The organism is Vreelandella neptunia (assembly GCF_034479615.1).
GTDB lineage: Bacteria > Pseudomonadota > Gammaproteobacteria > Pseudomonadales > Halomonadaceae > Vreelandella > Vreelandella neptunia.
Map to the genome: position 1 here is coordinate 280,002 of NZ_CP140255.1, position 24,900 is coordinate 304,901.

Annotated in this window: 20 protein-coding genes and 2 tRNA genes; 20 read left to right on the top strand and 2 right to left on the bottom strand. The window is 55.6% G+C overall.

The genetic code is table 11. From position 1 onward, the window contains the following. The first annotated feature begins 193 nt into the window (after positions 1-193). Together SR894_RS01390 and dapB are read left to right on the top strand one after the other, a co-directional pair. Positions 194-475, top strand: coding sequence for a DUF2218 domain-containing protein (locus SR894_RS01390; RefSeq protein ID WP_133731599.1), 282 nt, complete (start codon positions 194-196; stop codon positions 473-475). An 80-nt stretch (positions 476-555) separates the two neighbouring features. Then, positions 556-1,362 carry a 4-hydroxy-tetrahydrodipicolinate reductase gene (gene dapB, locus SR894_RS01395; RefSeq protein ID WP_133731598.1) on the top strand — a complete coding sequence of 269 codons (807 nt, stop codon included), beginning with the start codon at positions 556-558 and terminating at the stop codon, positions 1,360-1,362. Positions 1,363-1,412: 50 nt separating this feature from the next. Here dapB and SR894_RS01400 read toward each other — a convergent pair whose 3' ends face one another. Then, positions 1,413-2,825, bottom strand: coding sequence for a DNA cytosine methyltransferase (locus tag SR894_RS01400; RefSeq protein WP_133731597.1), 1,413 nt, complete (start codon positions 2,823-2,825; stop codon positions 1,413-1,415). Positions 2,826-3,269: 444 nt separating this feature from the next. Between SR894_RS01400 and carA the strand changes: the two genes are divergently transcribed. From carA to greA, 3 genes are all read left to right on the top strand, one after another. Beyond that, the gene (carA, locus tag SR894_RS01405; protein WP_223288912.1) at positions 3,270-4,415 is read left to right on the top strand and encodes a glutamine-hydrolyzing carbamoyl-phosphate synthase small subunit; all 1,146 of its coding nucleotides are present in this window, start codon (positions 3,270-3,272) and stop codon (positions 4,413-4,415) included. Between the two features lie 68 nt (positions 4,416-4,483). Then, positions 4,484-7,714, top strand: a complete 3,231-nt coding sequence (gene carB / locus SR894_RS01410) for a carbamoyl-phosphate synthase large subunit (protein WP_133731595.1) — start codon at positions 4,484-4,486, stop codon at positions 7,712-7,714. Next, complete coding sequence (gene greA, locus SR894_RS01415; RefSeq protein ID WP_009287920.1) at positions 7,711-8,187, top strand: transcription elongation factor GreA; 477 nt, start codon at positions 7,711-7,713, stop codon at positions 8,185-8,187. The genes carB and greA overlap by 4 nt, the downstream gene beginning before the upstream one ends. 151 nt (positions 8,188-8,338) lie before the next feature. Here the strand turns inward: greA and yhbY are convergent, their stop codons facing one another. Then, a complete protein-coding gene (gene yhbY / locus SR894_RS01420; protein ID WP_022520713.1) occupies positions 8,339-8,665 on the bottom strand; it encodes a ribosome assembly RNA-binding protein YhbY in 327 nt (108 codons plus the stop codon). A 114-nt stretch (positions 8,666-8,779) separates the two neighbouring features. Here yhbY and rlmE point away from each other — a divergent pair, with 114 nt between their 5' ends. The 15 genes from rlmE (at position 8,780) to pnp (ending at position 24,864) form a co-directional block, all read left to right on the top strand. After that, positions 8,780-9,427 carry a 23S rRNA (uridine(2552)-2'-O)-methyltransferase RlmE gene (gene rlmE, locus SR894_RS01425; RefSeq protein WP_133731594.1) on the top strand — a complete coding sequence of 216 codons (648 nt, stop codon included), beginning with the start codon at positions 8,780-8,782 and terminating at the stop codon, positions 9,425-9,427. A gap of 255 nt (positions 9,428-9,682) precedes the next feature. Then, positions 9,683-11,698 (top strand): ATP-dependent zinc metalloprotease FtsH, encoded by a 2,016-nt coding sequence (ftsH, locus tag SR894_RS01430; RefSeq protein ID WP_133731593.1) that lies wholly within the window; start codon positions 9,683-9,685, stop codon positions 11,696-11,698. Between the two features lie 104 nt (positions 11,699-11,802). Beyond that, the gene (gene folP, locus SR894_RS01435; RefSeq protein ID WP_133731592.1) at positions 11,803-12,717 is read left to right on the top strand and encodes a dihydropteroate synthase; all 915 of its coding nucleotides are present in this window, start codon (positions 11,803-11,805) and stop codon (positions 12,715-12,717) included. Next, entirely contained in the window at positions 12,714-14,063 is a 1,350-nt protein-coding gene (gene glmM / locus SR894_RS01440) for a phosphoglucosamine mutase (RefSeq protein WP_133731591.1), read from the top strand. The genes folP and glmM overlap by 4 nt, the downstream gene beginning before the upstream one ends. A 121-nt stretch (positions 14,064-14,184) precedes the next feature. Then, positions 14,185-14,934, top strand: coding sequence for a triose-phosphate isomerase (gene tpiA, locus SR894_RS01445; RefSeq protein WP_133731590.1), 750 nt, complete (start codon positions 14,185-14,187; stop codon positions 14,932-14,934). Positions 14,935-14,938: 4 nt separating this feature from the next. Beyond that, positions 14,939-15,298 (top strand): preprotein translocase subunit SecG, encoded by a 360-nt coding sequence (gene secG, locus SR894_RS01450; protein ID WP_133731589.1) that lies wholly within the window; start codon positions 14,939-14,941, stop codon positions 15,296-15,298. A 46-nt stretch (positions 15,299-15,344) separates the two neighbouring features. Further along, positions 15,345-15,431 (top strand) — tRNA-Leu (locus SR894_RS01455). A gap of 160 nt (positions 15,432-15,591) precedes the next feature. Continuing rightward, positions 15,592-15,668 (top strand) — tRNA-Met (locus SR894_RS01460). Between the two features lie 375 nt (positions 15,669-16,043). Beyond that, complete coding sequence (gene rimP / locus SR894_RS01465; RefSeq protein ID WP_133731588.1) at positions 16,044-16,505, top strand: ribosome maturation factor RimP; 462 nt, start codon at positions 16,044-16,046, stop codon at positions 16,503-16,505. 72 nt (positions 16,506-16,577) lie between these two features. After that, positions 16,578-18,092 (top strand): transcription termination factor NusA, encoded by a 1,515-nt coding sequence (gene nusA / locus SR894_RS01470; RefSeq protein WP_133731587.1) that lies wholly within the window; start codon positions 16,578-16,580, stop codon positions 18,090-18,092. A gap of 27 nt (positions 18,093-18,119) precedes the next feature. Beyond that, positions 18,120-20,720: a translation initiation factor IF-2 gene (gene infB / locus SR894_RS01475; protein ID WP_133731586.1), complete on the top strand. Its 2,601-nt coding sequence runs from the start codon at positions 18,120-18,122 to the stop codon at positions 20,718-20,720. A gap of 18 nt (positions 20,721-20,738) precedes the next feature. Continuing rightward, positions 20,739-21,191 (top strand): 30S ribosome-binding factor RbfA, encoded by a 453-nt coding sequence (gene rbfA, locus SR894_RS01480; RefSeq protein ID WP_133731585.1) that lies wholly within the window; start codon positions 20,739-20,741, stop codon positions 21,189-21,191. Next, positions 21,191-22,111, top strand: a complete 921-nt coding sequence (truB, locus tag SR894_RS01485; RefSeq protein ID WP_133731584.1) for a tRNA pseudouridine(55) synthase TruB — start codon at positions 21,191-21,193, stop codon at positions 22,109-22,111. Before rbfA ends, truB begins: the two co-directional genes overlap by 1 nt. Positions 22,112-22,261: 150 nt before the next feature. Beyond that, positions 22,262-22,531: a 30S ribosomal protein S15 gene (rpsO, locus tag SR894_RS01490; RefSeq protein ID WP_007111823.1), complete on the top strand. Its 270-nt coding sequence runs from the start codon at positions 22,262-22,264 to the stop codon at positions 22,529-22,531. 164 nt (positions 22,532-22,695) lie between these two features. Then, positions 22,696-24,864, top strand: a complete 2,169-nt coding sequence (gene pnp, locus SR894_RS01495) for a polyribonucleotide nucleotidyltransferase (RefSeq protein ID WP_133731583.1) — start codon at positions 22,696-22,698, stop codon at positions 24,862-24,864. Positions 24,865-24,900 lie beyond the last annotated feature (36 nt).

Consider the following 24,900-nt stretch of genomic DNA (forward strand, 5'->3'; position numbering starts at 1 on the left):
GAGATGCAGTTGCTATTGTAACTGATTAGCGTTTGGGCGGCATTATTGGGGTGCTGCGCTTAATGGTCAACATGCTACGCTCTAGTTTTAGCATTTATTCTGCGGCGGTGGCTTCACGCATCTGGCTCTAAGCAGCAATGCATTATTGATGCATTGTTAGTTAGCAAGTACTTACATTTTTGGAGAGGCCGCTATGCCTTTATCTCGAGTTGAAATTGTCACGCCTTCCGCCGAGCGTTTGATTAATCGGCTCTGCAAGCACTGGGCGCATAAGTTGGAGGTCGAGCAAAGCGACCAGCAAGCCACCATTACGTTTGCTACCGGTACCTGCTTGATGGTGGCTGAGGCCGATAAGTTGGTGGTGGCCCTCGAAACCCTGGAAGAGGAGCATCTGGATGAGTTGGAGGGGGTAGTCGAGCGCCACTTGGTGCGCATGGCCGGTGATGAAGAGCTGGCGATTGTATGGGAGAACTAGGCAACGACTGGTCTGCTATAATCGCGCTGATTTTGAAAACATAAGTCTTATGCACTGAAACCGAGAGCGCAGGAGTTCGCATGACCCGAATTGCCATTGTAGGCGTGGCTGGCCGCATGGGCCGTACGTTGGTAAATGCTGTAGAGCAAGATGCTGAGGCGACGCTTGCTGGTGGGATTGTGGAGCCAGGCAGTTCCTTGGCGGGCGCTGACATTGGCGAGCTTGCTGGCGTAGGGAAGCGCGGCGTTGTTGCGGTCGATTCGCTCGCGTCGATTGTCGATGACTTTGATGTGCTAATCGACTTCACGGCTCCCCAGGTCACGCTGGGTAATCTGGCGTTCTGCGCAGAGCACGGCAAGCGTATCGTGATTGGCACTACCGGCATGAGCGATGATGAGTTGGCTCAGCTCGATAGCTACCGTGACAAGGTTGCCATGGTGTTCGCGCCCAATATGAGCGTCGGGGTTAATTTGACCCTGAAGCTGCTCGAAACGGCTGCCAAAGCGCTAGGCGATGAAGGCTACGATATTGAAGTGATCGAGTCTCACCACCGCCATAAGGTTGATGCGCCTTCCGGTACTGCGATCAAAATGGGTGAAGTCATTGCCGACAGCCTGGGGCGTAACCTTAAAGAGCACGGCGTGTTCGAGCGAGTCGGGCAGTGCGGCCCACGCACCGACAAAGAGATCGGCTTTGCCACCGTGCGTGCGGGCGATATCGTGGGTGAACACACGGTAATGTTTGCCACCGAAGGCGAGCGCATCGAAATCACTCACAAGGCCTCCAGTCGAATGACCTTTGCCAAAGGCGCTGTGCGTGCGGCGCGCTGGGTCGCTGGCAAACAGAGCGGTCGTTACGATATGCAGGATGTGTTGGAACTAAGCTAGCCTGGGCGAGAAGGGGTGAGAGCCCCTTCTGGGCATCTAAACAGTGGGCCTTAAAACAGGCTGAGACTGGGCTGCGGTACCTTTTGCTGTCGCTCGAAGGCTTGGCTCCACTCGTAGTGAGAGGTCTCCCGGTAGCGTGAGAATTTAAAATCTTCAGGCGGCGCCGTTGCTCTGTTGTCGAGCAGGTCTTTGATCAGCTTGCCTACCGCGTAACCCAAGCTGGCCGGTACGGCGTTGCCCACTTGTTTATATTGCTGTACTAGTGGCCCCGCCAACTGCCAGCCATCGGGAAATTCCTGGATTCGTTTGTACTCTTCTATGGATAAGGGCCGGTCTTCTTCTGGATGTGCCAGGTCTGTGGCGGGCATGGCGGGGTGGGTAACCAGGGTGGGAGAGGGTTTGTCCCAGCTTAGGCGCCTCAAAAAGCCTGTTTTGCCGCCGCCGGAAAAATAAGACTTTCCCAATGCTTCTTGCTGCATGGCGGTGGGTAACGCGCGCCAGTTCTGCCCGGCCTTTAGCTGCCGATAATACTTCAAGCGTTTTTCTGGAAAGTTAAGGTGGGTGTGGCTTTCCAGGCCAGCGACCGCGTCTTTAAAGGTTTTCCACCTGGGTAGCCCATGGCTGCCGTGCTCAGAGTGGGTTGGCTGCAAAAAGGGTGCCGCACTGCCATCACGTGAGCAGATGATGATGACTCTTTCACGGGTTTGCGGGGTGCCAAAATTCGCCGAGTTATACAGATTGAAGGTGCACGAGTAACCGGCTTTTCTGAGTAGGCACAGCACAAAATTAAGCGCCCCGCCTTTCATCTCGTCTAGCGAGAGGTCAGGGAAGCCAGGGCCACGTTGGCTATGTGGCCTGTGATCCATTGGGCATGAAAGCAGCCCGCGTACGTTCTCAATGACCAGAAAGCGTGGCTGTATCTCAATCGCCAGATCGATAAACTTTAGAAAGGCGTTGCCGCGATCATCATTGAACGCCTTGCGCTTGCCCGCAGTGCTGAACGCTTGGCAGGGCGGGCCGCCGACCATCAAGTCGACCCCCTCTGCCTCGAGCTGCGCCGCTGCTAAAATTTGTGCGGCTGAGTAGTCATTAATATCGCCGAGCAAGGCGGTGTTGGGGCGGTTAAGTAGAATCGTTTGGCGGCAATATTTGTCGAATTCGCAGGCTAGGCGGATATCGAACCCGGCTGCTTCGATGCCCAGGTCAAGCCCCATCGCGCCTGAAAAAAAACTCAAGGCAATGGGCTTGTCCGTATCGCCGGTAGCGTCAAAATAGGCCGGGTGATCTTTTGCGATATGCTGCTCTGCTGCTTGCTGGTAATGTTTGACGCTTTCGGCATCGACCACCCAAGTGCTGCCGATTCTTTCTGCCTTTAGCACCTGTTTCCGACACAGGGATCTTGCATGCTGAGGGCTTACCCCAAGCGTTAACGCGGCATCTTCAATGCTGATGTGGGTACTCAATCTTGTTTCCTTTGCGAAACCTGAGGCAGGTACCTATGGTCGACGCCTAGCGGGTTAGTGTCAATGTGCGCTTAAGGGGGTAGTCTTGGGTCAAGAATTCCTGTAACATTTCAAAAATTTTGGCCGGGTGGCCTGGAAATCTTAAACGGCGCGCTTGTTGCGTTGGCCAACCCAAAGCCTGCCTCCTCAGGGTTTGCTGCTATAAAGTGGCGGTGCTGTAAAGCGTAACGTCAGAAGCTAAGCGACTCAGAAAGGCATCGAACAACAAGCGGGATGAAACCGATTCTTTTTATCGGCTTCGTCCCGCTTTTTTACGACCCCAGTTTTACTAGTGATAGTTTTTATTAGCGATAGTGTTACGTCGCGGATAATCAAGAAATTGCTGAGCCTGCGCCCCACAGGCTCCCACCAGCATGGGAGGATCTTGTTTTGAATAACCCCGCATTGAGCAAACCCGCAATATTGGCCCTGGAAGATGGCAGCGTGTTCCACGGCATCGCCATTGGCGCGGACGGATTAACAAGCGGTGAGGTGGTGTTCAATACGGCCATGACCGGCTATCAAGAAATCCTCACCGACCCCTCCTACACCCGCCAAATCGTTACCCTCACCTATCCCCATATCGGCAATACCGGCATTAACGCTGAAGACGTTGAGTCAGCGTCTATTGCCGCAGCAGGCTTGGTGATTCGCGATCTACCGCTAATGGCCAGCAGCTTCCGCTCTGAGCAGTCGCTTTCAGACTACCTGAAAAGCCAGAACGTGCTGGGCATTGCCGATATCGATACCCGCCGCCTAACGCGTATTTTGCGTGACAAAGGTGCGCAGAACGGGGCGATTTTGGCGGGCGCTGATGCGGAAGGTGATGACGCGGTTACGCGGGCGCTGGAAGCCGCCAAGGCTTTCCCTGGCCTGAAAGGGATGGATCTGGCCAAAGAGGTGTCGTGTAAAGAGGCCTACGAGTGGTCGGAAGGTGAGTGGACGCTGGGTGAAGGCTACGCTGATGCTTCCAAAAGCGAGCGCCCCTACCATGTGGTGGCGTACGACTACGGCGTTAAATTCAACATCCTGCGCATGCTGGCCGCCCGCGGCTGCCGCTTGACGGTGGTGCCCGCGCAAACGTCTGCTGCTGAGGTGCTGGCGATGAATCCGGATGGCGTATTTTTAGCCAATGGCCCGGGTGACCCTGAACCCTGCGACTACGCCATCAAGGCGATACAGGACGTGCTGGAAACCGATATTCCGGTGTTTGGTATCTGCCTGGGCCACCAGTTGCTGGCGCTCGCCGCCGGTGCCAAAACGGTCAAAATGAGCCACGGCCACCACGGTGCCAACCACCCGGTGCAGGATCTGGATAGTGGCACCGTGATGATCACTAGCCAGAATCACGGCTTTGCGGCGGATGAAGCGACCCTGCCTGCTAACGTGCGCGCAACGCACCGTTCGTTGTTCGACGGCACCTTGCAGGGAATCGAGCTTACCGACCGCCCGGCGTTCAGCTTTCAAGGCCACCCGGAAGCGAGCCCTGGCCCGCGTGATGTGGCGCCGCTGTTTGATCGCTTCGTCGCTATGATGCAGGCACGCCGTTAACGCGTCCCTGGCATCATCGTATCGCCGTCTTTTGTCGCTCATCGTCACCATTTTTTGCGGGAACCGTTATGCCTAAGCGTACCGACATCAACAGTATTTTGATCATTGGCGCTGGCCCGATTGTGATCGGCCAGGCCTGCGAATTCGACTACTCCGGCGCCCAGGCGTGTAAAGCGCTGCGCGAGGAGGGTTACCGGGTTATTTTGGTTAACTCCAACCCCGCCACCATCATGACTGACCCGGCCATGGCCGATGCTACTTACATCGAGCCAATTACCTGGCAGACGGTGGAGAAGATCATCGAAGCCGAGCGCCCTGATGCCATTCTGCCGACGATGGGTGGTCAGACGGCGCTGAACTGCGCCCTCGAGCTGGAAAAGCATGGCGTGCTGGAGAAGTTCGGTGTCGAGATGATCGGTGCCAACGCCGATGCGATTAACATGGCCGAAGACCGCGATCTGTTCGATCAGGCTATGAAGCGCATTGGCTTGGAGTGCCCGAAAGCGAAAGTCGCCCACACCATGGAAGAAGCCTGGGAGATTCAGGCTGAGCTGGGTTTCCCGACCATTATTCGTCCTTCCTATACCATGGGCGGCTCCGGCGGCGGCGTGGCGTATAACAAGGAAGAGTTCGAAGAGATCTGTACCCGCGGTTTTGAGCTTTCCAACAACCACGAGTTGCTCATCGATGAGTCGCTGCTGGGTTGGAAAGAGTACGAGATGGAAGTTGTGCGTGACAAAAACGACAACTGCATCATCGTCTGCGCGATTGAGAACTTCGACCCCATGGGTGTGCACACCGGTGACTCCATCACCGTGGCACCGGCGCAAACGCTGACTGATAAAGAGTATCAGATCATGCGTGACGCCAGCCTCGCGGTGCTGCGCGAGATTGGCGTAGAGACCGGTGGCTCTAACGTCCAGTTTGGTATGGATCCCAAAACCGGCCGTTTGGTGGTTATCGAGATGAACCCGCGGGTGTCACGCTCTTCGGCGTTGGCCTCTAAAGCGACCGGTTTCCCGATTGCTAAAATCGCCGCGAAATTGGCGATCGGCTATACCCTGGACGAGCTGCAGAACGATATTACCGGTGGTCAAACGCCGGCATCGTTCGAGCCGTCTATCGATTACGTGGTCACCAAGATTCCGCGCTTCACCTTCGAGAAATTCCCCCAGGCCAACGATCGCCTGACGACGCAGATGAAGTCAGTGGGTGAAGTGATGGCGATTGGGCGTACTTTCCAGGAGTCGCTGCAGAAAGCGCTGCGCGGTCTGGAAACCGGTAACGATGGTCTCGATCCAATCATTACCGATTTTACGCCGGACAACATGGCGATTATCCAGGGCGAGCTGCAGGCCGCCGGCGCAGAGCGTATTTTCTACGTGGCGGACGCCATGCGCTCAGGTATGAGCGTCGACGACGTCTTTGCCCTGACCAATATCGATCCCTGGTTCCTGGTGCAGTTGGAAGATCTGGTGCTGACTGAAAACGCCGTCGCCAAACGCACGCTGGCTGACTTCTCGGCCCGTGAACTCTATCAGCTCAAGCGCAAAGGTTTCGGCGATGCACGCCTGGCCAAATTGCTGAATGTCAGCGAAAAAGAGTTCCGTCAAACCCGCCAGGCCGCCGGTATTCGCCCGGTTTATAAGCGTGTCGATACCTGTGCCGCCGAGTTTGCCTCGGACACCGCCTATATGTACTCCACCTACGAAGAGGAGTGCGAGGCGGATGTTTCTGACCGTCAGAAGATCATGGTGCTGGGTGGTGGTCCTAACCGGATCGGCCAGGGTATCGAGTTTGACTACTGCTGCGTTCACGCCGCCTTCGCCATGCGCGACGATGGCTATGAGACCATCATGGTCAACTGCAACCCGGAAACCGTCTCTACCGATTACGACACCTCTGATCGTCTCTACTTTGAGCCGGTAACGCTGGAAGATGTGCTCGAAATCGCCGATAAAGAGAAGCCGGTGGGCGTGATCGTCCAGTTCGGTGGTCAGACGCCGCTCAAACTGGCCCGTGAGCTAGAGGCTGCCGGTGTGCCGATCATTGGTACCACGCCGGATGCCATCGACCGCGCCGAAGACCGTGAACGCTTCCAGGTGATGATCGACAAGCTGGGCCTGAAGCAGCCGCCCAATGCCACGGCGCGCAGCTTTGCGGAAGCCTTCGATAAAGCCGAAGCGATTGGCTACCCGCTGGTGGTGCGCCCCAGCTACGTGCTGGGCGGCCGGGCCATGGAGATCGTCTACGACGCCTCCGAGCTTGAAAATTACATGACCCACGCGGTGAAAGTCTCCAACGACTCGCCGGTGCTGCTGGATCACTTTTTGAGTGCCGCAATCGAGATCGATATCGATGCGGTGTCGGACGGTCAGCAGGTGGTGATCGGCGGCATCATGCAGCACGTAGAGCAAGCGGGCGTTCACTCCGGCGACTCTGCCTGCGCGCTGCCACCATACTCCCTGCCTGCGGATGTGCAGGACGAGATGCGCCATCAGGTTAAGCAGATGGCGGTTGAGCTGGGCGTTAAAGGCTTAATGAACGTGCAGCTGGCCTGGCAGGATGGCGAGATCTATGTGATCGAGGTTAATCCCCGTGCTTCTCGTACAGTGCCCTTTGTGTCCAAGTGCATCGGCACCTCGCTGGCGCAGATTGCGGCCCGCTGCATGGCCGGTAAAACCCTGGCTGAGCAGGGCTTTGAGAAGGAAATCGTGCCGCACTTCTATAGTGTTAAAGAGGCCGTTTTCCCGTTCAACAAATTCCCCGGTGTCGACCCGATTCTGTCGCCGGAAATGAAGTCCACCGGCGAAGTGATGGGCTCTGGCGATACCTTTGCAGAGGCCTTCTTCAAGGCGCAGTTGGGGGCAGGCGAGGCCATTCCTGGGCTGACCGGTGAGCGTAAAGCGTTCCTTTCCGTACGCGAACCGGACAAGGCGGGGATTATCGAAGTGGCTCGTTCTCTGTTAGCATTAGGCTTTACGCTATGTGCAACACGGGGAACAGCGGCTGCTTTGGAAGCTGCCGGGCTTGCCGTGGAACACGTCAATAAAGTCTACGAAGGTCGTCCCCATATCGTCGATCTGCTTAAGAACGACGAAATCGCCTACATTGTGAACACTACTGAAGGTCGTCAGGCTATTAACGACTCTTCGGTCATTCGCCGTACTGCTCTCTCGCGCAAGGTGCCCTATGCGACCACTTTGGCGGGCGCTAATGCTGTTTGCATGGCGCTTGAGTACGGTAGGGAGATTACGGTGCGGCGCCTTCAGGATCTGCATGCAGGAGCAAGTCAATGAACAAGGTCCCGATGACAGTTGCGGGAGAAAGAAGCCTTCGTGAAGAGCTCGACCACCTGAAAAGCGAAGCTCGTCCGCAGGTGATCGCGGCCATCGCCGAAGCGCGTGAACACGGTGATCTTAAAGAGAACGCTGAGTATCACGCCGCTCGCGAGCAGCAGGGGTTTATCGAAGGGCGGATTCAGGAGATCGAAAGTAAGCTCTCCGTCGCTCAAGTGATTGATGTCACCAAGCTGCCCAAAACCGGCAAAGTGATTTTCGGCGTAACCGTATCGCTAATGAATCTGGATACTGATGCGGAAGTCACTTACCGTATCGTCGGCGAAGATGAGGCGGACATTAAGTCTGGTCGTATCTCGGTTACTTCACCGATTGCCCGTGCCCTGATCGGCAAGGAAGAGGGTGATGTCGTGGTGGTCAAAACCCCCGGCGGTGACGTGGAGTACGAAGTAGGTAGCGTCGAACACGTATGATACAAAACGCCCCTTCGATTGGCCTGCATTAGGCCGGTCGAAGGGGCGTTTTGGTGTAGCGGCGCTTTTTCTCAAGTGAGAGTGATCTTAAGTGAGAATAGTCTTAAGTCAGTGCCTAAAGCGGGCGTTTAGCGCAGGTTCAAACTAACGGTTAATGCCGTCCGTGGTGATTCTCAAAGCGGGTAACGTTAGACAGCTTCGGGTTCACCTGCGGGTTTCTGCGATAGAGCAGTGCCATTTTGCCAATGGTTTGCACCAAATCGGCACGGCTGTTGGCGATCAGTTCGGCTATCATGGCAGCACGATCATCCCGCTCAGGAAGGGCAAGCTTCACTTTGATCAGTTCGTGATCAGTGAGTGCGCGGTTAAGTTCTGCGAGCAAATTTTCGGAGACGCCGTTCTCAGAAACGGTGACCACTGGGTTAAGATGGTGGCCAATGCTACGAAATGCTTTCTTTTGTGCCTGTGACAAGCTCATGGTATCTTGCGGTATCCCGGTTAGCGCTTAACGCTCCATCTTACGGTGAAACGCCACCGAGTGAAAGCGATCGCGTGAATGCGCCCATCTCTTATTCCAGTGTTAGATTCCCACATGCAGCAAAAGCCCCCGAACCGAAAACATTCCGTTAGCAAGACCAGCAATAACTGGAAGAAGGAGCATTTTGACGACCAGTACGTGAAGCAGAGCTGGCAAGATGGCTACCGTTCCCGTGCCAGCTATAAGCTGATTGAGTTGGATGAAAAGGATAAACTGCTGCGTCCTGGTATGACGGTGATTGACCTGGGCGCCGCCCCCGGCGGGTGGAGTCAAATTGCAGCGGAAAGGGTCGGGCCTGAAGGTGTGGTGATTGCCTCTGATATTCTGGAGATGGATGCACTGGCCGGGGTGGATTTTATCCAAGGTGATTTCACTGAAGAGGTGGTGCTAGAGGCGATACTAAAACGCCTGGATAATCGCCGTGTAGACCTTGTGATGTCGGATATGGCCCCCAATATGAGTGGTATGGCGGCGATTGATCAGCCCCAGGCGATGTATTTAGTGGAGCTAGCGTTAGAACTTGCCCGCGAAACATTGTCACCTGGTGGCCGGTTTTTAGCTAAAGTATTCCAGGGGGAAGGGTTTGACGCCTATTTGAAAGAGCTGCGCGGCAGCTTTAACAAGGTAGTAACCCGTAAGCCAGACGCCTCCCGGGCGCGTTCCCGTGAAGTCTATTTTCTGGCCGAGGGGTTTCGCGGGTGACTCTGCTTAACATGAGAGGCTGCCCGTGTGGTTCATAGCCAAGATTTATCAGCGCGATTGCCAGACAGGCAAGCGCAACGTGTGTCACATTAGTCGCCATAAGTGCGCGTGACACAGATGGCCCGAGGCATAAGACGCTTTGGCAATGGTTGAACGCTTGATGCTGATGTAATGTCGTATTACTAGGCTTATTGGTAGAAGGCTTTATTAAGCATCAGGGTTTAACTGACGGATTCTTGTAATGAGGGTAGCCCCTTGAACGATATGGCGAAGAACCTGATTCTGTGGTTGGTCATCGCGGCCGTCCTACTGACAGTGTTCAACAATTTCAGTACGGAAAGCGCACCGCAAAACACGAACTATTCTCAGTTTGTGCAGCAGGTGCAAAATCAGCAGGTACGTAGCGTAACGATTGATGGTTACACCATCAGCGGTGAGCGCACGGACGGCTCTCAGTTCCAGACGATCCGCCCGGCGGCGGAAGATCCGAAGCTGATGGACGACCTGCTGAGCAACAATGTGACGGTGGTGGGCAAAGAGCCAGAACAGCAAAGTATCTGGACGCGGCTACTGATCGCCAGCTTCCCGATTCTGCTGATTTTGGGCATCTTTATGTTCTTCATGCGCCAAATGCAGGGCGGAGCCGGTGGTGGTAAAGGCGGCCCGATGAGCTTTGGTAAATCGAAGGCCAAGCTGCTCTCTCAAGATCAGATCAAGACAACCTTTGCCGACGTGGCGGGCTGTGATGAAGCTAAGGAGGAAGTAGAAGAGCTGGTCGACTTCCTGCGTGACCCAACCAAATTCCAGCGCCTGGGCGGTATGATTCCCCGTGGCGTACTGATGGTAGGCCCTCCAGGTACCGGTAAAACGCTGCTGGCGAAGTCCATTGCGGGCGAAGCCAAAGTACCGTTCTTCTCTATCTCGGGTTCTGACTTCGTTGAAATGTTTGTCGGTGTCGGTGCATCCCGTGTGCGGGATATGTTCGAACAGGCCAAGAAGCAGGCGCCGTGCATTATCTTCATTGATGAGATTGATGCCGTGGGCCGTTCGCGTGGCACCGGTATGGGTGGCGGTAACGACGAGCGCGAGCAGACGTTGAACCAGCTGCTAGTTGAAATGGATGGTTTTGAAGCCAACGAAGGCATCATCGTTATTGCCGCGACCAACCGTCCTGACGTACTTGACCCTGCGTTAATGCGCCCAGGCCGCTTTGACCGCCAGGTTACGGTCGGTTTGCCGGACATACGTGGCCGTGAACACATTCTGGGCGTTCACCTGCGTAAAGTGCCGCTGGGTGATGACGTAAAACCGCAGCTGATCGCCCGTGGTACGCCTGGTTTCTCTGGTGCGGATTTGGCCAACCTGGTCAACGAAGCAGCCCTGTTTGCTGCGCGCCGCAATAAGCGTCTGGTCAGCATGGAAGAGCTTGAGCTGGCGAAGGATAAGATCATGATGGGCGCTGAGCGCAAATCGATGGTCATGACCGACAAAGAGAAGCTCAATACTGCTTACCATGAGTCGGGTCACGCCATTATCGGTCTGGTCGTGCCTTCCCATGACCCGGTCTATAAGGTAACGATTATTCCCCGTGGCCGTGCGCTGGGTGTCACCATGTTCCTGCCGGAAGAGGATCGCTACAGCCTCTCCCGTCAGCAAATTCTGGGGCAGATCTGCTCGCTGTTTGGTGGCCGTATTGCCGAAGAGATGACGTTAGGCCCGAACGGTGTAACGACCGGCGCCTCAAACGACATCAAGCGTGCGACTGAGCTGGCCCATAACATGGTTGCCAAGTGGGGCTTGTCGGACGAAATGGGCCCGATCATGTACGACGAGGATGAATCGCATCAGTTCCTCGGTGGCCCGGGTCAGGGTGGTGGCAAGATGAAGTCTGGTGACACCACCACGCGTCTTGATAAGGAAGTCCGCAAAATCATCGACGATTGCTACGAGCAGGCACGCCAAATCCTGACCGATAATCGCGATAAGCTGGACGCTATGGCCGAGGCGTTGATGAAGTACGAGACCATTGATGCCACACAGTTGAAGGACATCATGGAAGGTCGCGAGCCGCGCCCGCCGGAAGGCTGGGATGACGGTGATTCGTCCGGTGGCGGTACGCCTGTCAACGATGACAAGCCGCAAGCGAAGGCTGAAGACGATGCTTCTTCAAATGCGTCTGGAGGCGATTCGTCTGGTGGTGACAGTGAAGAGGATGACGACGGGCCGCGTCGCCGTCCCTCAGATCCGCTAGGCGGCCCTGCAGGCCCATAATAGCCAGCACTGCCGTATGAGCAAAAGGCGCCCCGTCATGGGGCGCCTTTTTTGATATGCTGTGTACATAACGGCAATGTTTCATTTCTTGATCAGGCTGCAGCATGAAATCAATTCTGGACACGTCCTCTTCACGAAACGTAGAAAATGCTCGCCAACTGCGTTGCGGGCGTCATCTGCTGGATCTCTCCTTTCCCAGGGTAATGGGGATTCTTAATGTCACCCCAGACTCTTTTTCTGACGGAGGCCAGCACGTGGCATTGGATGACGCTTTGCGCCACGCCGAGCGGATGTTGGCCGAAGGGGCAGCGATGATAGATGTGGGCGGCGAGTCGACCCGCCCCGGGGCAACCCCTGTTAGCCCCCAGGAAGAGTTGGATCGGGTGGCGCCGGTGGTGGAAGTCCTGGTGCGCGAACTGGATGCGTTGGTGTCGGTGGATACCAGCTGCCCGACGGTTATACGTGAGGCGAGCGAACTGGGCGCTGGTATGATTAACGATGTGCGTGCGTTAGAGCGCGAGGGAGCCCTGCTGGCCGCGGTGGGTAGCGGGCTGCCCGTCTGTTTGATGCACCGCCAGGGCGAGCCGCAGGATATGCAGCAGTCGCCCACTTATCAGCGCCCGATTGAAGAAGAGGTGGCGGATTATTTGGCCCGTCGGATTGCTGAGTGCGAGGCGGCCGGTCTGCGCCGCAATCGTCTATTGGTTGACCCTGGTTTTGGCTTCGGCAAAACCGTCGAACACAATCTACGCTTACTCAAATACATGGAGTCTCTGCAATCGCTGGAGCTCCCGCTGCTAGTGGGTATGTCACGCAAAAGTATGATTGGAAAAGTGTTGGGCCGCCCAGTGGAGGAGCGTCTCTCCGGTGGTCTGGCGCTTGCTGCCATGGCGGTTGAGCGTGGGGCAAATATTTTGCGCGTGCATGACGTGGCTGCAACGGTTGACGCAGTCAATATGGCGTGGGCGGTACTACAAGAAGGCTGCGAGCCGCCGCTAAACAAGGAGTTTGACGCATGACAAGGCGCTATTTTGGGACGGACGGTATCCGCGGTACGGTGGGTAAATCACCGATTACCGCTGACTTTATGCTCAAGTTGGGCTGGGCGGCGGGTCAGGTGCTGCGCCGTGATAAAGGGCGAACGCGGGTTCTGATCGGCAAAGATACCCGGATTTCCGGCTATATGTTCGAATCCGCCCTAGAGGCGGGGCTCTCGGCAGCGGGCGTCGATGTATCACTGCTGGGGCCAATGCCCACGCCGGGTATTGCCTATTTAACGCGCACCTTCCGTGCCGATGCGGGCATCGTCATTTCGGCATCGCACAACCCTTTTGATGATAACGGCATCAAGTTCTTCTCCGCTGAGGGCAAGAAGCTTCCCGATGACACTGAAGATCGTATCGAAGCGATGCTGGAAGCGCCGCTGACCACGGCCGAGGCCGCGCAGTTGGGTAAGGCAACGCGTATCGACGACGCTGCAGGCCGTTACATCGAATTTTGTAAATCGACCCTGCCTGACCGGCTTAGCCTGCACGGTCTGAAAATCGTCTTAGACTGTGCTCACGGTGCCACTTACCATATTGCGCCCAATGTGTTCCGCGAGCTGGGGGCTGATGTCACCACCATTGGCTCTGCGCCTGACGGGTTAAACATTAACCAGCAGGTTGGCTCAACGCACCCCGCGGCTCTGCGTGCTGCCGTTATTCAGCAAAGCGCGGATTTGGGGATCGCCTTTGATGGCGATGGTGACCGCGTGCTGCTGGTAGATGGCGACGGGCGCGAAATCGACGGCGACGATATCCTCTACCTGATTGCCCGTGATCGCCACGAGCGTGGTTTGCTGCAGGGCGGCGTGGTAGGCACCTTGATGTCAAACTTTGGCCTGGCGATGGCGCTGGACAAGCTGGGAATTCCCTTTGAGCGGGCTAAAGTGGGTGACCGCTTTGTGATGGAGCGTATGGCCGCCAATGGTTGGGAGCTGGGCGGTGAGTCATCGGGGCATATTGTGTGCGGTCATGTGCAGACCACCGGCGACGGAGTCGTCTCTGCGCTGCAGGTGCTGGCACTGATGATGCGCGAGCAGAAGAGCCTGCCGACACTGTTAAAAGAGCTGGAAAAAGTACCCCAGGCACTGGTCAATGTACGTTTACCCGCTCATGCCAACGCCAAAGAGGTCATGGCATCTGCGCCACTTCAGCAGGCGGTGGCTGCGTTAGAGCATGAATTGGGCGATGAGGGGCGAGTGTTGCTACGTCCGTCCGGTACTGAGCCGCTTATTCGAGTAATGGTGGAAGGACGCGTTCATTTAGATGTCGATCAATTGGCGCATAGCTTGGCCGATCAGGTTCAAGCGCTACTTAATTAAATGTGTTCAGCTAACCGGTTCGGTAAACTGGTTTGGTAAACCCAGCTTGTGGTTATAACAGCGGTTGTCTTGACAAGGCCGCTCCTATACCATTTCGCTCCACCTTGAGTGAGGAGAGTCGATGCGTACGCCTTTAATTGCCGGCAACTGGAAAATGAATGGTTCCGTGGCGTTGATCAATGAGTTCGGCCAGGCCTTCTCCGCCGCCGTATCGCCAAGCAGTGTGGATGTGGTTATTATTCCGCCGTTCCCATATTTGGATGCGGCGCGCCATGCGTTTGAAGGTACGGTGCTGTCATTGGGCGCGCAAACGTTGAATCCCATTCACTCTGGGGCGCATACCGGCGAAGTAAGTGGCCGCATGCTGAAAGAGTTTGCAGTTTCCCATGTGTTGGTGGGGCACTCGGAGCGGCGTCAGCTCTATAAAGAGAGCGATGAACAGATCTTTGCACGCCTGCTCGCAGCATTGAGCGTGGATATCACGCCGATCCTCTGTGTGGGAGAGTCCCTGGAGGAGCGCGACGCAGGGCGCACGATGGATGTGGTGCTTCGCCAGGTAGGGCATGCGATGTCCCGCCTAGAGCCTGAACAGCGTAAGCAGGTGGTCATTGCCTATGAGCCTGTTTGGGCCATTGGCACTGGGCGCACGGCAACGCCTGAGCAAGCCCAGGACGTTATGGCAGGCATCCGTGCCTACCAGGCGGGTTTCGATAAGGGCCTCGCCGAGCAACTGCGTTTGCTTTACGGCGGCAGTATGAACGCAAGCAATGCGGCTGAGCTGCTTGCTCAGCCAGATATCGACGGCGGTCTAGTGGGCGGAGCCTCACTCAAGATCGATGATTTTTATGCCATTTGTCAGTCAGCAGGATAACGCCATGCAAGTTGCAATTCTTATGATTCATGTGGTGATTGCGGTCGCCCTGGTGGTACTCATTCTGCTTCAGCAGGGTAAAGGTGCCGAAGCTGGTGCGGCTTTCGGGGGTGGTGCATCACAGACCGTGTTTGGTTCACGGGGCAGCGGTAACTTTTTGTCGCGCACCACCGGCATTTTGGCGGCGGGCTTCTTCGCCACTTCAATGGCGCTAGCGTACTTTGCCACCCAGGCGGGCCAGGCACCGGAAGCGGGCATTCCCGATTCGCGTCTGATCGAGCAGCAGCAAAGCGTCCCGACGCTTGACGACAGGCCTGCGGACGTGGATAATACCGCGCCAGTGCTAGAGGAAAGCAGCGAGTAAGTAGTTTCGCTGTTAGACAGATAACGTTTCTTTAGCCTCCCCTGTTGCCGAAGTGGTGGAATTGGTAGACACGCTATCTTGAGGGGGTAGTGACCGTATGGTCGTGCGGGTTCAAGTCCCGCCTTCGGCACCATCTGTTTTGCTGGCACGCCAGCTTCCCAGAACGTTTCTTTTGTTACCAGATTGCCAGTTGGCACCTGAGGCGAAAAAGACAGCTTTAAGTAAGTGGTTCTTGAAGCAAGTAGTTCTTGACGTAAGTGGCTTTAGTGTCTATTATCGTCGACCTAGATTGATGCGGGGTGGAGCAGTCTGGTAGCTCGTCGGGCTCATAACCCGAAGGTCATCGGTTCAAATCCGGTCCCCGCTACCATTTTCTAGTAGCATGTTCTAGATTGTTATTTCTAAGACGTATTGGAAGTAACGGTCATCTCAGGCAAAGCCTGTTACATGTTGCTAAGACGGTACTGGAAGTAGTACTTAAGAAATGGTAAACAAGGTTTCTTTCAAAAAGCCCCTTCCAGTGAAGGGGCTTTTTGTTAGCAGCTTTTGGCTAGCAAGCGCGCTTGGTCGCTGTTTTATTGGCGCTCCCGCTTTGTTAGCCAGAATATCGTTAGCACGAATATCTTAATAGCGGATGTCGTCCGGAAAACCGGAGACACATTCCCGAGTAACGCCAATCAGCCACCTAGCTTTTCTAATAACTCCTGGCCAGGTGCCTGATGCAACGGCTATAGGAGCTTTGTCTGTGGCCACTAAACACGCTGCGCTTCACGCGCTAATCGAACCTGTTGTTGCTGCCATGGGCTTTGAGCTATGGGGCATCGACCATCTTTCCCAGGGCAAAAATTCGCGGCTGGTGATCTATATCGAGCGCGAGAGTGGTGTCAGCGTGGAAGACTGCGCAGATATTAGCCGCCAAGTCAGTGCCGTTATGGATGTAGAAGACCCCATTGCCGGTGAGTACCGGTTGGAAGTCTCCTCGCCAGGCATGGCACGTCCCTTGTATTCCCTGGATCAGTTTGCCCGCTTTCAAGGTCATCACGTCGCGCTGAAACTGCGCACTGCCTTTGACGGGCGGCGCAAGTATCAAGGGCTTTTGGTCGGTGTTGAGGGGGATGAAGTACTGCTACAACTGGATGGCGAAGAGTACTGCTTTCCAATTGAGAGTATTGATTCTGCTCACATTGTACCGCAGTTCGACGATTGACCGGGTGGCGGCGCTGCCGGCAGGCTGCCGGGGTGATGCACATAAGGATAGGTTTTCTGGCGAGGCATACGCATGAGTAAAGAAATTTTAATGGTCGTTGACGCGATCTCCAATGAGAAGGGCGTCCCGCGTGATGTCATCTTCGAGGCGGTAGAAGCCGCTCTTGCGAGCGCGTCACGCAAGCGTTTTGAAAGAGAAGAAGCCAATGTGCGCGTGCATATTGACCGTCGCACTGGCGAATACGAAACCTTCCGCACCTGGACCGTTGTGGAAGATGACGAATTCGAAACGCCAGATTACGAAATTAAAGAGAGCATCGCCGAACAGCGCGATCCGCCGCTGAAATTAGGCGATGTTGTCGAAAAAAACATCGAAAATGCGTCGTTTGGCCGTATTGCTGCACAAACCGCCAAGCAGGTGATCGTGCAGAAAGTACGCGAAGCCGAGCGGGCCGAAGTCGTGCGCCAGTATGCCGATCGCGAAGGTGAACTGGTTGCGGGCATCGTTAAAAAGACCACACGTGATGGCCTGATCATTGATTTGGGTGAAAACGCCGAGGCGTTTTTGCCGCGCAATGAGATGATTCACGGCGAGCGTTACCGCATGAACGAGCGGGTGCGCGCTCTGTTAGTCAAAGTGGATCCCGATGCACGCGGTGCCCAGCTTCAGCTATCGCGGACGTGCCCCGAGCTGATCATCGAACTGTTCAAAATTGAAGTGCCAGAGATCGCAGAGCAGTTGATTGAGATCAAAGGTGCTGCGCGTGACCCCGGTTCACGGGCCAAAATTGCGGTAAAAACCAATGATCGCCGCATCGACCCGGTCGGTGCCTGTGTGGGTATGCGCGGTTCACGCGTTCAAGCGGTCTCTTCGGAGCTGCAAAACGAACGCGTTGATATCGTGCTGTGGGATGACAATCCCGCCCAATTGGTGATTAACGCCATGGCGCCTGCCGATGTGGGGTCTATCCTTGTGGACGAAGACGCTCACGCAATGGATGTGGCGGTGGCGCAGGATAACCTTGCTCAGGCCATTGGCCGGAGCGGTCAGAACGTGCGTTTGGCTTCTGAACTTACCGGCTGGCGCATTAATGTCATGACCGAAGAGGAAGCGGAGTCTAAGCGCGATCAAGAGATTGATAGCCTGGTGGACTCTTTTATCCAGCATCTCGATGTTGATGAAGATGTCGCTCGCCTATTGGTGGATGAGGGGTTCACTACCCTGGAAGAAGTCGCCTACGTGCCGATGGAAGAGATGCTCGAAATCGAAGAGTTCGATGAAGATTTAGTCGAAGCGCTTCGTGCACGTGCGAAAGACGAGCTGCTGACGATGGCCATTGCCACGGAAGAAGCGCTAGACGGTGCCCAGCCAGCAGCAGATCTGCTGGAGATGGATGGCATGGAGCGCCACCTGGCCTTCATTCTGGCCAGTCGCGGCATCGTTACCATGGAAGATCTCGCCGAGCAGTCTGTCGACGATCTGGTCGATATCGAGGAGTTGGACGAAGCGCGCGCAGCGGCACTGATCATGACTGCCCGTGCGCCCTGGTTTGAAGTCGATGACGCATCGGATTCGAACACACAGTAAACAGGTCACGGGCTGAGGAGGGTCAATATGTCAGATATGACAGTTAAAGATTTCGCAGGAAAGGTGGGCCGTGATGTGCCTCGCCTACTAGAGCAAATGAAAGAAGCGGGTTTGAAACACGCTTCTGAAAGCGATGCTGTGTCTGAAGAAGATAAGCAGAAGCTACTGAGTTTCTTGAAGAAGAGCCACGGCGGTAGCGACACCCCTGAAGCGGGCAAAAACCGCATCACGCTGACGCGCAAAACCCGTAGCCGTATCAATACCGGCGAGCGCGGCAAAACCATTGAAGTGCAGGTACGTAAGAAAAAAACCTACGTCAAAAGCGCTGAAGATGAAAAGCCGAAAGCGCCGGAGCCTAGCTATACCGGCCCGCGCCAGCTAGTGGGCGATATGGCGGAAGCCGAAGCTGAGCGCAAAGTGTCTGATGCGCGTGAAGCCGAAGAAAAAGCCGCTGCTAAGAAAGCCCGCGCTGCACAGGTAGCGGAAGCCACCGCGCGTAGTAATAAAGAAGCTGAAGCGACGGCTCGCAGTAAAGAGTCTGAAGCCAAGCCGAAAGCGCCTGCTGCAGCCAAAGCACCGGCTACGCCCGACATTCCGGTGCCGAATCTTGAAATCGACGATACGCCGTCCGGTGACGATATGCCGCCAGCGCCGCCGAAAGAGGGCCGCACTGACCGTCGTACCGCTCCGCCTAAGAAAACGGCAGCGAAGAACAAAGGTCGCCGTGACGATGAAGATCGTGGTGATCGCGAAGAGCGCAAGCGCGGTGGCGGCGGTAAGAAGGTAAAACGTGCCGAACAGCGTCGCGGTGGTCGCCGTGGTGGCAATCAGACCGGCAATGGCAAGCACGCTTTCCAGAAGCCGACTCAGCCGATCGTGCGTGAAGTATCGATCCCTGAATCGATCAGCGTAGCGGAATTGGCCGACAAGATGTCGATCAAGGCCAACGAAGTGATCAAGGCCATGTTTAACATGGGCGCTGCGGTGACCATCAACCAAACCATCGATCAGGATACGGCTGCGATCGTGGTGGAAGAGATGGGTCATACGCCGAAGCTGGTGAAAGATGACGCGCTGGAAACGGAAATGCTTGAAGGCATCTCCTATGAAGGCGAAGAGATCACGCGCTCACCCGTTGTGACGGTGATGGGTCACGTTGACCACGGTAAAACCTCGCTGCTGGATTACATCCGTAAAGCGAAAGTGGCGACCGGTGAAGCGGGTGGTATTACCCAGCATATCGGTGCCTACCACGTGGAAGATAACCACGGTGGCGTGACCTTCCTGGATACCCCAGGCCACGCGGCGTTTACCGCCATGCGTGCCCGTGGTGCCAAGGCGACAGACGTGGTTATTCTGGTTGTGGCTGCCGACGATGGCGTGATGCCTCAGACGATTGAGGCGATTGAACACTCCAAAGCTGCTGAAGTGCCCATGGTGGTCGCGGTCAACAAGATCGACAAAGATGGTATCGATCTTGATCGCATCAAGAATGAGCTTTCGCAGCACGGCGTGATCTCCGAAGAGTGGGGCGGTGATACGCAGTTTGTTCACGTCTCCGCCAAGACCGGCGAAGGTATGGAAGAGCTGCTGGAAGCGATCCAGCTGGCCTCTGAAGTGCTCGAGCTTAAAGCGGTTCCTTCTGCGCCGGGTAAAGGCGTGGTGGTTGAATCACGTCTTGATAAGGGTCGTGGTCCTGTGGCTACCGTACTGGTTCAGAACGGTACGCTGAAAAAGGGCGATATCGTCCTGGCAGGTCTGCACTACGGTCGCGTACGTGCGCTGACTAACGAACTTGCCCAGCAGGTTGATTCGGTTGGCCCGGCCATGCCGGTAGAGATTCAAGGCTTGGGCGGTACGCCGGATGCCGGTGATGACTTTATGGTTGTCGCTGACGAGAAGAAAGCCCGCGAAGTGGCTAACTTCCGTCAAGGCAAATACCGTGAAGTGCGCCTGGCGCGTCAGCAGAAGGCCAAGCTGGAGAACATGTTCAGCCAGATGGGCCAAGACGAAGTGGCCAAGGTCAACATCGTCCTCAAAGCCGATGTGCAAGGCTCGCTGGAAGCGATCAAAGGTGCCTTGGAAGAGCTTTCCACCGATGAAGTCGAAGTGGCGGTGGTGTCCTCGGGTGTCGGTGGTATCACCGGTACCGATGCTAACCTGGCGCTTGCTTCTGAAGCCATCGTGGTCGGCTTTAACGTCCGTGCCGACGCCGCTGCCCGTGAGATCATCGAACGTGAAGGTCTGGATCTGCGCTACTACAGCGTTATTTACCAGCTGATCGATGAGGTCAAACAGGCGATGAGCGGTATGCTCGCACCTGAGTGGAAAGAAGAGATCGTCGGTATTGCTGAAGTGCGCGATGTGTTCCGGGCGCCGAAGATTGGTGCCATCGCCGGCTGTATGGTGGTTGAAGGCAGCGTGCACCGTAATAAGAAGATCCGCGTGTTGCGTGATGACGTGGTGATCTACGAAGGCGAACTCGAATCGCTGCGCCGCTTCAAAGACGATGTGCAGGAAGTGCGCAACGGCATGGAGTGTGGCATCGGCGTGAAGAACTACAACGATGTCCAAGTCGGCGATAAGATCGAAGTCTTCGACCAAGTGAAGGTCGAGCGTAGCCTGTAAGGCTGCGAGGAGCTAAACATGCGCGAATTTAAGCGTACCGACCGGGTAGCCGACCAGCTCCAAAAGGAGCTGGCGGTGTTGATCCAACGAGAAGTGAAAGACCCGCGTTTGGGCATGGTCACGGTCAGCGGTGTCACCGTTAGCCGTGACCTTGGCTACTCCGACGTCTACGTCACTCTGTTGGGTGAACAAGAGCCCGAGCGTATTAAAGAGAATCTGCAGGTGCTTAAGCGCGCTGCCGGTTTTCTAAGAAGCCAGATTGCCAAGCGCATCAAGCTACGTCACGTACCGGAGCTGCGTTTTCATTTCGATGAGAGCGTGGTGCGCGGTCAGCAACTTTCTTCATTGATTGATGAAGCGGTGACGACGGATCGTGCACGCTATCAAAACGATGATGATGACGATTATCAAGACGCTGGCCAAGACAGTGCCTCAGACGGCGACGCCCAGCAAAGTGAGGAAACTCGCTAGTGGCGCGTCAACGTCGCGGTTTGCCGGTTAATGGCGTACTACTGCTGGATAAGCCCAAGGGCGTTTCCAGCAACCATGCGCTGCAGCGTGTGCGTCGGTTGTTCCAGGCTCAAAAAGCCGGGCACACCGGCACGCTAGACCCGATGGCAACCGGGTTATTGCCGATTTGTCTAGGCGAGGCGACCAAGTTTTCATCGCACTTGCTGGAAGCCGACAAGGTGTATCGCACCCGGGTAGAGCTAGGGGTGATCACCGATACCGGCGATGCAGAAGGCACGATTATTGAGCAGCATGAGGTTCCCAGCCTAAGCGCCGATGACGTGGAAGCTGTGCTCACCCGTTTTCGCGGTGAGATTGACCAAGTGCCGCCCATGTATTCTGCCCTCAAGCATCAGGGCAAAAAACTTTACGAGTTGGCCCGTGAAGGCAAGCAGGTAGAGCGTGCAGCCCGGCGCGTAAGCGTGTATGATGCGCGCCTGCTATCGTTTGAAGGCACTGCTTTTGAACTGGAAGTAAGCTGCAGTAAAGGCACTTACATCCGCACGTTAGCCGAAGATATTGGCCAAGCGCTTGGCTGTGGTGCACACATCAGTCAACTAAGAAGGCTCAAAACGGGACCTTTTTTAGCCGACGCGATGTGGACGCTAGAGGCCTTGGAAGCATTGGCCGACCAAGCGGCACTGGAAGCTGAGCTGATGCCCGTGGATGTGTTGGTGGATCATTTACCGTTACTGACGGTAGACGACACCGCCCATTCTCGTTTGGCCCATGGCCAGCCCGCTGCTCTCGAAACCGGCGCATTAGCCCCGGACGAAGTAGCCCGACTTTATTACGCCGAGACGTTTATCGGCCTTGGCGTAGTGAAAGGTGCTCAGGAAGTGGCGCCTAAGCGACTGTTAAGTACCGTCGCTATCTCGTAAACAGCGTTGCAAGGAGGCGACCGTCTACGTGAAAATTGCAAGATCCGACGTGCACGTCGAAACGTGTACGTAGAAAACAGTAGCCTGAGACTGCAAATATGCGTGGTCTCAACCATTCATTTTTAGGCATATTGCTTACTGGAGAGACAGATGGCTTTAACCGCTGAGAAGAAGGCCGAGATCGTCACTGAATACGGCCGCGGCGACAACGATACCGGTTCCCCTGAAGTGCAGGTTGCACTGCTGAGCGCCAACATTAATGGCCTGCAGGATCATTTCAAGACCAACAAACAGGATCACCACTCGCGTCGTGGTCTGATCCGCATGGTTAACCAGCGTCGTAAGCTGCTGGACTACCTAAAGCGTAAAGATTTCGAACGCTATCAGTCTCTGATTCAGCGTTTAGGTCTGCGTCGTTAAGCCTTAACGGCAACGATTAGAAACGGGCAGCTCCTTGTGAGCTGCCCGTTTTTTTATGTTTCGTGTTTACGGCAAGTAGGGAACTGGTAGCCCTATCGCGCTCCAGCGCCTAGAATGGTAACGAGTCAAAACGACCTAAACGAATAGACAAGTAGATATTGATAATGCTGAAGGAAGTCGCTGTGAATCCGGTAAAGAAAACGTTCCAGTACGGTCGTAGCACCGTCACGCTCGAAACCGGGCGTATTGCCCGCCAAGCTACCGGCGCTGTCATGGTTACCATGGATGACACCGTCGTGCTGTGTACCGTTGTTGCTCGTAAAGAGGCAAACCCGAGCCAACCCTTTTTCCCCCTCTCGGTACACTACCAAGAGAAAACCTACGCAGTGGGCAAGATTCCTGGCGGCTTCTTCAAGCGCGAAGGTCGTCCCACCGAGAAAGAGACGCTGACCTCGCGGCTGATTGATCGCCCGATCCGTCCGCTGTTTCCCAAAGGCTTCATGAACGAAGTGCAGGTCGTGTGTACCGTTCTCTCTACCGACCGTAACCACGATCCGGATATCGCCGCACTGCTTGGCACCTCCGCGGCGCTGAGCATCTCTGGCGTGCCTTTTAGTGGCCCGATTGGCGCAGCCCGGGTTGGTTTTAACGAAGAGAAAGGCTACTTCCTCAACCCAACGGTTGAAGAACTGGCCTCCTCTGAGCTCGACATGGTCGTTGCCGGTACTGAAAAAGCCGTGCTGATGGTTGAGTCTGAAGCAAAAGAGCTGCTCGAAGATGAAATGCTGGGCGCCGTTCTGTTCGGTCACCAGGAAATGCAGGTCGCGATCAGTGCCATTAACGAACTGGTCGCTGAAGCGGGCAAACCGCGCTGGGAGTGGCAGGCCGCCGAAGAGAACCAGGCGCTCAAAGCCGCCATGGCCGATGCCTTTGAAGCTAAAGTGGGCGACGCTTACCGCATCACCGACAAAATGCAGCGCCAGGATGCACTGGCTGAGTTGAAAGACCAGGCGATTGAACAGCTGGCAGCCGATGAAGGCGAACCGGTTAACGACAAGTTCAGTAAAGATGACGTCAAAGGTGCTTTTGCTAGCCTGGAAAAACGCGTTGTGCGTTCACGGGTGGTCAAAGGCGAGCCGCGTATTGACGGTCGTGACAATCAAACCGTTCGTCCGCTGGCCATCGAAGTCGGTGTGCTGCCAAAAGCGCACGGCTCTGCCGTCTTTACGCGTGGTGAGACCCAGGCGATTGCCGTAGCAACGCTGGGCACGCTGCGTGATTCACAGCTAATCGAATCACTGGAAGGTGAGCGTAAAGACCGCTTTATGCTGCACTACAACTTCCCTCCCTACTCGGTGGGTGAAGCCGGCTTTATGGGTGGCCCGAAGCGTCGCGAAATCGGCCATGGCCGCTTAGCACGTCGTGGCGTGCAGGCAATGCTGCCGTCAGAAGACGTCTTCCCTTACACCATTCGTGTGGTGTCTGAAATTACCGAGTCTAACGGTTCCAGCTCCATGGCCTCTGTATGTGGCTCTTCGCTGGCCCTGATGGACGCAGGCGTGCCGTTAAAAGCACCGGTCGCCGGTATTGCCATGGGCTTGGTAAAAGACCCGGACGGTTTTGCGGTATTGACCGATATCCTGGGTGACGAAGATCACCTCGGCGATATGGACTTTAAAGTTGCCGGTTCCGAAGAGGGCGTCACCGCCCTGCAGATGGACATCAAGATCGAAGGCATCAACGAAGAGATTATGGAGCTCGCGCTGCAGCAAGCACTGACCGCGCGACTGAGTATTCTCGAGCAAATGAATGTCGTGATCAGCCAGAGCCGTAGCGATGTCTCCGACAACGCGCCGTCCATGGCAACGATTAAAATCGATCCAGACAAAATCCGCGACGTAATCGGTAAAGGTGGCGCAACCATTCGCAAAATCTGCGAAGACACCGGCGCCTCTATTGACCTCGACGACGATGGCACCGTGCGTATCTACGCGGAAGATAAAGCCGCCGCCAAGCGCGCCATCGACACCGTACTGGCGATTACCGCTGAAGCGGAAATCGGCAAGCTGTATCACGGCAAGGTCGTGCGTATTGCCGACTTCGGTGCGTTCGTTAACATCATGCCGGGTACCGATGGCCTAGTTCACATCTCGCAGATCGTTGCCGAGCGCGTTAACAACGTGCGCGACTTCTTGAACGAAGGCGATGACGTGATCGTTAAGGTGCTGGATATCGACAACCGCAACCGCGTTAAGCTGTCGATGAAAGAGATCACCGAAGAAGAGAAAGCCGCTTTTGCAGCGGAAGCAGCGGAAACCGAAGCGACGATTTAAATCGCTGGCTAGGTTTCTGACAACGCCCTCGTAGCC

Excerpts from the sequence above, each read along its gene's own strand:
- rbfA (WP_133731585.1), top strand. The coding sequence starts at position 20,739 with ATGCGCGAATTTAAGCGTACCGACCGGGTAGCCGACCAGCTCCAAAAG.
- yhbY (WP_022520713.1), bottom strand. The coding sequence starts at position 8,665 with ATGAGCTTGTCACAGGCACAAAAGAAAGCATTTCGTAGCATTGGCCAC.
- rlmE (WP_133731594.1), top strand. The coding sequence starts at position 8,780 with ATGCAGCAAAAGCCCCCGAACCGAAAACATTCCGTTAGCAAGACCAGC.
- pnp (WP_133731583.1), top strand. The coding sequence starts at position 22,696 with ATGCTGAAGGAAGTCGCTGTGAATCCGGTAAAGAAAACGTTCCAGTAC.
- greA (WP_009287920.1), top strand. The coding sequence starts at position 7,711 with ATGAACAAGGTCCCGATGACAGTTGCGGGAGAAAGAAGCCTTCGTGAA.
- dapB (WP_133731598.1), top strand. The coding sequence starts at position 556 with ATGACCCGAATTGCCATTGTAGGCGTGGCTGGCCGCATGGGCCGTACG.
- tpiA (WP_133731590.1), top strand. The coding sequence starts at position 14,185 with ATGCGTACGCCTTTAATTGCCGGCAACTGGAAAATGAATGGTTCCGTG.
- SR894_RS01390 (WP_133731599.1), top strand. The coding sequence starts at position 194 with ATGCCTTTATCTCGAGTTGAAATTGTCACGCCTTCCGCCGAGCGTTTG.
- glmM (WP_133731591.1), top strand. The coding sequence starts at position 12,714 with ATGACAAGGCGCTATTTTGGGACGGACGGTATCCGCGGTACGGTGGGT.
- secG (WP_133731589.1), top strand. The coding sequence starts at position 14,939 with ATGCAAGTTGCAATTCTTATGATTCATGTGGTGATTGCGGTCGCCCTG.
- carB (WP_133731595.1), top strand. The coding sequence starts at position 4,484 with ATGCCTAAGCGTACCGACATCAACAGTATTTTGATCATTGGCGCTGGC.
- infB (WP_133731586.1), top strand. The coding sequence starts at position 18,120 with ATGTCAGATATGACAGTTAAAGATTTCGCAGGAAAGGTGGGCCGTGAT.
- rpsO (WP_007111823.1), top strand. The coding sequence starts at position 22,262 with ATGGCTTTAACCGCTGAGAAGAAGGCCGAGATCGTCACTGAATACGGC.
- nusA (WP_133731587.1), top strand. The coding sequence starts at position 16,578 with ATGAGTAAAGAAATTTTAATGGTCGTTGACGCGATCTCCAATGAGAAG.
- folP (WP_133731592.1), top strand. The coding sequence starts at position 11,803 with ATGAAATCAATTCTGGACACGTCCTCTTCACGAAACGTAGAAAATGCT.